At 73.6% G+C, this 8,330-nt stretch carries 9 protein-coding genes and 1 tRNA gene; 7 read left to right on the forward strand and 3 right to left on the reverse strand.

Going from position 1 to position 8,330, the window contains the following annotated elements:
- Window positions 1-111 precede the first annotated feature (111 nt).
- Both ACFWEK_RS15450 and ACFWEK_RS15455 read left to right on the forward strand, forming a co-directional pair.
- On the forward strand, window positions 112-1,230 hold the full coding sequence (locus tag ACFWEK_RS15450; RefSeq protein ID WP_430554595.1) for a chorismate-binding protein: 1,119 nt from the start codon (window positions 112-114) through the stop codon (window positions 1,228-1,230).
- Window positions 1,231-1,259: 29 nt separating this feature from the next.
- Window positions 1,260-1,862: a dihydrofolate reductase family protein gene (locus tag ACFWEK_RS15455; protein ID WP_430545296.1), complete on the forward strand. Its 603-nt coding sequence runs from the start codon at window positions 1,260-1,262 to the stop codon at window positions 1,860-1,862.
- Between the two features lie 18 nt (window positions 1,863-1,880).
- On the opposite strand, the gene ACFWEK_RS15460 is transcribed toward ACFWEK_RS15455, so the two are convergent.
- Window positions 1,881-3,416 carry a multicopper oxidase family protein gene (locus tag ACFWEK_RS15460; protein ID WP_430554596.1) on the reverse strand — a complete coding sequence of 512 codons (1,536 nt, stop codon included), beginning with the start codon at window positions 3,414-3,416 and terminating at the stop codon, window positions 1,881-1,883.
- A gap of 12 nt (window positions 3,417-3,428) precedes the next feature.
- A complete protein-coding gene (locus tag ACFWEK_RS15465) occupies window positions 3,429-3,926 on the reverse strand; it encodes a hypothetical protein (RefSeq protein WP_430554597.1) in 498 nt (165 codons plus the stop codon).
- 160 nt (window positions 3,927-4,086) lie between these two features.
- Between ACFWEK_RS15465 and ACFWEK_RS15470 the strand changes: the two genes are divergently transcribed.
- Entirely contained in the window at window positions 4,087-4,953 is an 867-nt protein-coding gene (locus ACFWEK_RS15470) for an aminotransferase class IV (protein WP_430554598.1), read from the forward strand.
- Window positions 4,954-5,012: 59 nt separating this feature from the next.
- Window positions 5,013-5,084 (forward strand) — tRNA-Val (locus ACFWEK_RS15475).
- A gap of 124 nt (window positions 5,085-5,208) precedes the next feature.
- On the opposite strand, the gene ACFWEK_RS15480 is transcribed toward ACFWEK_RS15475, so the two are convergent.
- Entirely contained in the window at window positions 5,209-5,697 is a 489-nt protein-coding gene (locus ACFWEK_RS15480) for a DUF6326 family protein (RefSeq protein ID WP_430554599.1), read from the reverse strand.
- Between the two features lie 163 nt (window positions 5,698-5,860).
- Here ACFWEK_RS15480 and ACFWEK_RS15485 point away from each other — a divergent pair, with 163 nt between their 5' ends.
- From ACFWEK_RS15485 to ACFWEK_RS15495, 3 genes are all read left to right on the forward strand, one after another.
- On the forward strand, window positions 5,861-7,000 hold the full coding sequence (locus ACFWEK_RS15485) for a sensor histidine kinase (protein WP_430554600.1): 1,140 nt from the start codon (window positions 5,861-5,863) through the stop codon (window positions 6,998-7,000).
- Window positions 6,997-7,659, forward strand: coding sequence for a response regulator (locus tag ACFWEK_RS15490; protein ID WP_430554601.1), 663 nt, complete (start codon window positions 6,997-6,999; stop codon window positions 7,657-7,659). Before ACFWEK_RS15485 ends, ACFWEK_RS15490 begins: the two co-directional genes overlap by 4 nt.
- A gap of 286 nt (window positions 7,660-7,945) precedes the next feature.
- On the forward strand, window positions 7,946-8,330 hold a 385-nt coding region (locus ACFWEK_RS15495), incomplete at its 3' end, for an FAD-dependent oxidoreductase (protein ID WP_430554602.1).

Below are 8,330 nucleotides of genomic sequence, written 5' to 3' on the forward strand. Positions count from 1 at the left end.
ACACCCTGCGGTGCCCGCCGTTCTGGCGCGCCCCAAACATTAGTGGACCCCTGGCGGTCCGTCCAATCGCCCCCGCCCGGGGCTCCGCGCGGGACCCGCTAGCGTGCTCGTGTGCACGAGCCGACCTCCTGGGCCGCGTTCGCCGGCCGCCGTGCGTCGCGCGCCGTCGAGTGCGTCGACCTCTCCGAGCAGCCGGAACGGCTCGACTCGGGGCTGTGGTTCGTCGTCGCCGACTTCGAGGCCGACCTGGGACGCGACGGCGCCACGCGGCCGGGCGGCCGGGCCCGCGCGTGGCGGTTCGCCGACGTGGGGCCCGCTCCGGCGCCGGGGAGCGACGGGAGGTCCTGGCACGGCCCCGCGCCGTCGTCCTGGGCCAGCTCGCTCGACCGGGACTCCTACGTCCGCGCGGTGGCGACGGTCCGGGAGCGGGTGCGGCGCGGCGACGTCTACCAGGTCAACGTGTGCCGGGTCCTGTCCGCGCCGTTGGCCGCGACGGGCGCGGGCGCCGGTGCCGAGCCCGACGCCGCCGCGCTCGCCGCGCGGCTGACGGCCGGCAACCCCGCCCCCTACGCGGCCGCGGTGCACGTGCCCGCCGCGAGCGGGCTCGACCCCGTGTGGGTCGTGAGCGCCTCCCCGGAGCTCTACCTCTCGCTCGAGGCCGCCCCCGGCGGGACGTCGCTCGCCTCGGGCCCGATCAAGGGCACGGCGCGCACGCCGTCCGGCCTCACCGCCAAGGACCGCGCCGAGAACGTGATGATCACCGACCTCGTGCGCAACGACCTGCAGCGCGTCTGCCGCCCCGGCACCGTCGACGTGACCGACCTGCTCTCCGTCGAGGAGCACCCCGGGCTCGTCCACCTCGTGTCCCGCGTGCGCGGGGAGCTGCTCGCCGCCGGCCCCGGGCTCTGGGCGCGGGCGCTCGAGGCCACGTTCCCGCCGGGGTCGGTCTCCGGGGCGCCCAAGTCGTCCGCGCTGCGGCTGATCGCCGAGCTCGAGCCGACCGCCCGCGGGCCCTACTGCGGAGCCGTGGGCTGGGTCGACGGCGACGCCGGGCGCGCCGAGCTCGCCGTCGGGATCCGCACCTTCTGGTGGGAGGACGCGGGCGACGGCGGCGTCCTGCGGTTCGGCACCGGCGCCGGGATCACGTGGGGGAGCGACCCCGAGCGGGAGTGGGACGAGACGGAGCTCAAGGCGGACCGGCTGGTGGGGCTCGCGTCGTCGGAGCGATGAGTCCGGGGGAGTCGGGACGTCTCACGTGCATGACACAGGTGACCTGCGACCTCGGCATCTCCCTCGACGGCATCTCCGCGGGGGTGAACCAGTCCCTCGACCAGCCGTTCGGCGACGGCGTCGGCGACGGCGAACGGATCATGCACGCGTGGATGTTCGACAACCCGGACGACCACCGGGCGGAGCTCGACGCGATCACCGCGGCGGGCGCGTTCGTCATGGGCCGCAACATGTTCAGCCCGGGCCGCGGGGAGTGGGACCTCTCGTGGCGCGGCTGGTGGGGCGAGGACCCGCCGTACCACGCGCCGGTCTTCGTCCTCACGCACCACGAGCGCGACCCGATCGAGATGCAGGGCGGCACCACGTTCCACTTCGTGACCGGCGGGCCGCAGGAGGCCCTCGCCCGGGCGCGCGAGGCGGCCGGCGACCGGAACGTGTCCGTGGCCGGCGGGGCGACGACCGTCAATCAGTTCCTCGCCGCGGACCTCATCGACGAGCTGCGGCTGCACGTCGCGCCCGTGGTGCTCGACGTGGAGGGGGTGCGCCTGTTCCAGGGCGTCGGAACGCACGACCTGCGCACGGTGTCCGCGCGCGTCACGCCGGAGGTGACGCACCTGGTGCTGCGCCGCTGAGCACCACCCCGGCGCCTGTCACTCCGGGACGTTGCCGCTGTCGTGCCCCAGCAGGTACGGCGTCGCGACCCCCGTGTACATGAGGTGCGCCACGAGGCCCTCGGTGGCGTGCGGCAGGTTGTGGCAGTGGTCCATCCAGATCCCCGGGTTGTCCGCGAGGAACGCGACGTCGTAGACCTCGCCGTCGGCCACCTCGAGCGAGTCCGTCCACCAGGGGCTGCCGCTCGCGGCCACGCCGTCGCGGGACAGCACGACGACGTGGTGGCCGTGCAGGTGCATCGGGTGCGGGGCGCCGCTGCGGTTGTCGATCCGGATGCGCACGACGTCACCCTCCGCCACCTCGAACATCGGGACGTCCGGGTAGGTGTGCCCGTTCACCGTCCAGTGCATGCCCGGCTTGCCGTCGAGGAACCCGGGCGCCCGGCCGATGACGTAGTCGAACGAGCGGTCGGCCGCGCCCGGGTCCAGGCCGAGCGGCGCGGGCGTCCCGTAGGCGAGCAGGTCGAGGGTCGCCGTCGGGCGGCGCGTCGCCGAGGACGCCGCGCCGTCGGGCCCGACGACGACGGCGGAGGCGCCGCCCAGCTCGACGCGTGCCGCCGAGCCGTCCCCCGGCGCCACGACGAGCAGGTCCGCGCGCCCGCCGGCGGGGACCACGACGGCGCGGTCGCGCACCTCGGGCGGGCCGTGCACGTCGGTGCCGTCGACGGCGAGGAGGCGGAAGGGAGCCCCGCCCACCCACACGGGGAGGACGCCGTTGTCGGTGTTGATCACCCGGACGCGCGCCGCCGTCCCCGGCGGGACGTCGACCGGCAGGTCCCCGGTCGCCCCCTGCACCGTGCGCCGCGCCCCGTAGCGGTGCACCAGCGCCGGGACGTCGACGGCGTCGTCCAGCAGCCTCGCGACCTCCGGCCCGCCGGCCGGTCGGGCGTCCCGCCGCGGGGACACCACCACCGCCCCGAGCAGCCCCTTGCGCACCTGCTCGTGCGAGACCTGGTGCGAGTGGTACCAGTAGGTGCCCGCGTCGGAGGCGACGAACCGGTACGTGTGCGACCCGCCGACCGGCACGGCGTCCTGCGTCACGCCTGCCACGCCGTCCGCGGCGTTCGGCACGTCGATCCCGTGCCAGTGCAGCGTGGCGCCGCCCGGCACGCTCTCGTTGACGAACCTCACCTCGACCAGGTCGCCCTGCGTGGCGCGCAGCGTCGGGCCGGGGGTGGTCCCGTTCACCGTGTACGCGTCGGTCGTGGCGCCGGGCGCGAGCTCGACGCGCTCGGCGCGCGCGGTGAGGGTGAGCGCCACGTCGGCAGGGCCGGTCGGGGCCACCAGGGTGTCGACGCTCGCGGCGGCGGCCGCAGGCACGCCGCCGTGGCCCGAGTGACCCTCGGGCGTCGTGACGCGGGGCCCGCTGCCCCGCTCGAACGCGCCCGCCTCCGAGACGGAGAACCGGCCGGGCGTCCTGCTGGTCTGCCAGAGCAGCAGGAGCGGCACCAGGACGGCCGCCGCCACCAGGCCGGCGACGACGCGCCGCAGGACCGGTGAGCGGTCGGCCGTCATGGTGCGCCGAGGTCAGGGCGCGACGCCGCCGGCGGCCAGGCCCGGGGACGCGACGGCGGGCGCCGCGTGCTCGGCCCGGTCGCGCGCCGTCACGCGCCAGCCGGTGTACATCGCGACGGCGAAGAGCAGCAGGGCGTTGACCCCGTGCAGGGCGCCGAGGAACGGGATGCTGTGACCCGCGAGGCCGAGCGTGACCTGGAGCGCCACCAGCAGGAGGATCGCCAGCCCCCACCGCCAGGCGCCGCGGACGCCGGCGAAGAACGACGCGACGAAGGCCAGCAGGGCGACGGCCGGCAGGACCATCGTGCCGTTCATCCCGTGGAGCAGCAGGCCGATCTCCTCGGGGAACAGCGACTCCCCGGCCGCGGACTGGTCCATCGCGGCCTGGTCAAGCACACCGCCCTCGTCGATGAAGAGCCCCAGACCGGCGACCGCATAGACCATCACGGCGGCCTGGACGACGACGCCGGCGGCGACGACGTACGCGAGCACACGAAACACCTGTCTCATGCCGATCTCCTCGATCGTGCAGGGGTCGCGCTGTCGCGACCCGTTCTCTGATGGTGAGACGGGCGCGGGCCACCCGCTACGAGCTTCCGGGGTGAACCAGGGGTGAACTCGAACGCCCCGGGCGACGCCGTCCGGGCGTGATGTCGGGCACACTGGCCCCATGAGTCTGGTGATCTGGGCGGAGGGCCGCCTCGTCGGGCCGGGAGAGGCTGCGCTGAGCGCCGTCGACCACGGCATCACCGTCGGCGACGGCGTCTTCGAGACCTGCACGATCTTCGACGGCCGGGCGTTCGCGCTGACGCGGCACCTCCGGCGCCTCGCGCGCTCGGCCACCGGGCTGGGTCTCGCGGCCCCCGACGAGCAGAAGGTGCGCGACGGCGTCGCGGCCGCGCTCGCCGAGGCCGTGCGGCTCGACGGCGCGTTCGACGGCCGGCTCCGCATCACCGTGACGGCCGGCGTCGGGCCGCTCGGCTCCGGCCGCGTCGACGCGCCGCAGACCGTCGTCGTGGCCGCGCAGCAGTCGGCCATGGCGCCCACGTCGCGGTCCGCGCGCTCGCCGTGGCCGCGCAACGAGCGGTCCGCCGTCGCGGGGCTCAAGACGACGTCGTACGCCGAGAACGTGGTGGCGCTCGCGGACGCCGTGGGCAAGGGCGGCGACGAGTCGATCCTGCCCAACACCGTCGGCGACCTGTGCGAGGGGACGGGCTCCAACGTGTTCGTGGAGCGCGACGGCGAGCTGGTCACCCCGGTCCTCGACTCCGGGTGCCTCGCCGGCATCACCCGCGCCCTCACGCTCGAGTGGGCGGCCGAGGAGGGCCTGCCCGTGCGCGAGGCCAAGGAGGGCGAGCTGCCGTTCACGGTGCTCGACGAGGTGACGCAGGGGCGCGCGCAGCTCGCGCTCACGTCGTCGGGGCGCAACGTCCAGCCGGTCGTCTGGCTGGACGGCGCCGACGTCGAGGTGGGGGACGTGACCCGCGCGGCGCGCGAGCTCTTCGAGCGGAACTGCCGCGAGCGCCTCGACCCCTGAGTGCCCGCGGCGCCGGTTTGGTCCGCCGCCCGATCTGTGGCTAATATCGTCCACGCACCGGGCGATTGGCGCAGTGGTAGCGCGCTTCGTTCACACCGAAGAGGTCACTGGTTCGAACCCAGTATCGCCCACCCGTGAGCAAGGCCCCCTGGCCAGCGGAAACGCTGAGCAGGGGGCCTTTGCCGTGCGTGCTGTGGGACCAGCGGCGAGTCCCTGACCTGCGATGATGCTGGTCACTTCGGACTGCGCTCGGGGTCACGCCTCCTGCTGGGCGCGAGCGGTTTCACGTTCCGGGTTGGTCGCCGCGGCTGCCGTGGGTGCAGTGCGGGGCCAGGTCCAGGCGTACCTCAGGATGAGGGCGAGGACGATCAGTTCGAGGACGGCGCCGAGCCCGTAGAAGTACAGCCAGAACCCGCCGGCCACGTTGAACACGGTGACGGGGACGTAGAGCACGGCCACGACGAGGCTTGCGGTGCGGCTCATGCGGGCGGGCAGCGTCATCGACAGCACGACCATGAAGATCGGGATGGCCATGAGGGTCAGTGCCGTGGTCGAAAAGATCTGGGAGAGGTCGAACTCGAAGACCCGGCCGTCGAGGATGTCTTCGACGATGCCGGGCGTGAAGAAGCCGAGGATGTCGACGTAGGCGTACAGGAACATGAAGCTGGTCCATGCTGCGGCAAGCTTTGCTCTTACCGTGATCCGCGGGTCTTCCAGCGTGGTGGTGGGCTGTCGTGTACTCATCATGGGCTCCGTCGTCGTGGTGAGGATCGGTAGGTCCACGCTCGTCGAGCCCGGGCGGCGTGCGCACCGGCCAGGGGGCCGGAGCCCACCTGGCCGATCGGACGGTCTCCCTCTCATGCTTTCGGCCGGTACGCTGGGGCACGCCGATCCCTAGGCTGGAGCCGTGGTCACAGTCCGGCGCTCGATCTGGCACGAGCCGCGGCCCGCTGGCGCCCGACCCGTCGGTCGGCTCGACTGGCTGCTGGTGGGCGTGTTCGTGGCGGCCGCCCTGGTCGAGGGCATCGTCCGGCCGGACGTGGCCTGGCGACCCCTGGTGTCGGTCCTCGCCCTGGCGCTGATCCCTGCCTTGCTCTGGCGGCGGAGCCGCCCCCTGACGGCCGCCCTGGTCGGGTGGGGCGTCGCCGGGCTGCTCTCGGTCCTCCAGCTGACGACGCACGCCGGGGACCTCGGCCTCTACTCCATGATCGCCGTCCCGATCCTGCTCTACTCCCTGGTGCGGTGGGGCTCGGGACGGGAGATCGTCCTGGGGACGGCGTTCGTGGCGGTCGTCGTCGTGCTCGGGATGTACGCCTCGTCCGCGACCTGGGCCGACGTCTTCGGCGGGACCGTCCTCCTGCTGCTGTTCGTCGCTCTCGCGGTGGTGTTCCGCTACCGCGCGGACCTCTGGCATCGCCGACAGCGCGAGATCCGCAATCAGGAGCGGGTGGCGCTGGCGCGCGAGCTGCACGACACCGTGGCCCACCACGTCTCGGCCATCGCGGTGCAGGCGCAGGCCGGTGGCGTGGTCGCCGGCGTCCAGCCCGAGAAGGCTGTCGAGGTCCTCGCTGCGATCGAGTCCGAAGCGTCGCGAACCCTGGAGGAGATGAGGTCCATGGTGCGGGTGCTGCGTGAGGAGCACGCCGTCGCCTGCTCACCGCAGCGGGGTATCGCGGATCTGCTTGCTCTGGCGCGCGCCGACGCGACGCCCGCCGTCGAGGTCTCGCTGAACGGTTCGTTGACCCGGCTGGCACGACCCGTGGACGCCACGCTCTACCGGCTCGCGCAGGAGTCGCTGACCAACGCCGTACGGCACGCCCGGAGCGCGACCCGCGTCGGGATCGACGTACGCCGGGAGGGCGACGCCGTCAGGCTGCGTGTCAGCGACGACGGACGGACCGAGCCAGGGCCCGCACCGGAGCCTGGATTCGGCCTGCTGGGCATGGCCGAACGCGCCCAGCTCCTCGGCGGGTCGCTCTCCGCGGGCCCGGCACCCGAGGGCGGCTGGGTGGTCGAGGCCGTGCTGCCGGTGGAGACGCTGACATGACGATCCGTGTTGTCGTGGCCGACGACCAGGACCTGGTCCGGACCGGGCTGGTGATGATCCTCGGTGCGCAACCCGACCTCGAGGTCGTGGGGGAGGCGGCAGACGGGCCCGCAGCGCTCGATCTGGCGACTCGGCTGCGTCCTGATGTCCTCCTCGTCGACATCCGGATGCCCGGGCTCGACGGCGTCGAGGTGACGCGGCGCCTGGCCGGGCCAGGTGTGACGGACCCGATGCCGGTCGTCGTGATCACCACCTTCGACCTCGATGAGTACGTCCTCGGCGCCCTGCGCGCCGGTGCCCGCGGCTTCCTGCTCAAGGACGCCGGGCCAGGACTCCTCGTGCAGGCCGTCCACGCGGCGGCCGACGGGGACGCGCTGATCGCCCCCAACGTCACGCGGCGGCTGCTGGCAACCTTCGCCGACCAGGCGCCGGCGGTACCGGTCCAGCCCATCGACCCGCTCACCGAGCGCGAGGAGGAGGTGCTCGCGCTGGTGGCGCGGGGCCGGACCAACGCCGAGATCGCCACCGTGCTCTTCGTCGGCCTGAGCACGGTCAAGACCCACGTCGCATCGTTGATGACCAAGCTCGGCGCCCGCAACCGCGTCGAGGTCGCGATGTGGGCATACGACACCAGACGCATGAGAGCCGATGGGCACTGAGCCGTCCCGGTGAGTCCGGAGGCTCGTGGGGTTGCGTCAGGACGCAGACCAGAGCCGCGACCTCGATTTCCCCGACGGGCCCGATCGACGCGTCGATCGATGAGCCACGCGACGCGAGCGTGATCAGGTCCGGAGTCGGCGGGTAGAGGACATTGTCGGCGAGCGGGGCCGCGGTGCGACTCGACCGGCCTGTCGGCCTTCGCCTGGCCCATTGACGCCCGGCCTCCGGTGCAGGACGATCGGTGCCAGCGAACCGGACAGTAGTGTCCGGATGAGAGGAGCCGTCATGCCCGTGCCGTCCCAGCCCCGGTTCGACCACACCTACGACGTCGTGGTGGTGGGCAGCGGGTCCGCGGGCTTCGCGACCGCCCTGGGTGCCGTGGACGCGGGGCTCAGCGTCCTGATCGTCGAGGGCACGGAGAAGTGGGGTGGCAGCTCGGCGATGTCCGGGGGCGGGCTCTGGCTGCCGGTCAACCCGCTGATGGAGCGTGCGGGCGCGGGCGACTCCCGCGAGGAGGCCCTCACCTACCTCGAGGAGACGGTCGGGGAGGTCGGCCGGTCGACCTCGCGGGAGCGCAAGGAGGCGTTCGTGGACGGGGTCGCGGACTTCGTCACGACCGCCGAGCGCCACGGGATGCGGTTCGCGCGCGGTAAGGACTACCCGGACTACC

It is taken from the genome of Isoptericola sp. NPDC060257 (assembly GCF_042726645.1).
Classification (GTDB): Bacteria; Actinomycetota; Actinomycetes; order Actinomycetales; family Cellulomonadaceae; genus Isoptericola; species Isoptericola nanjingensis.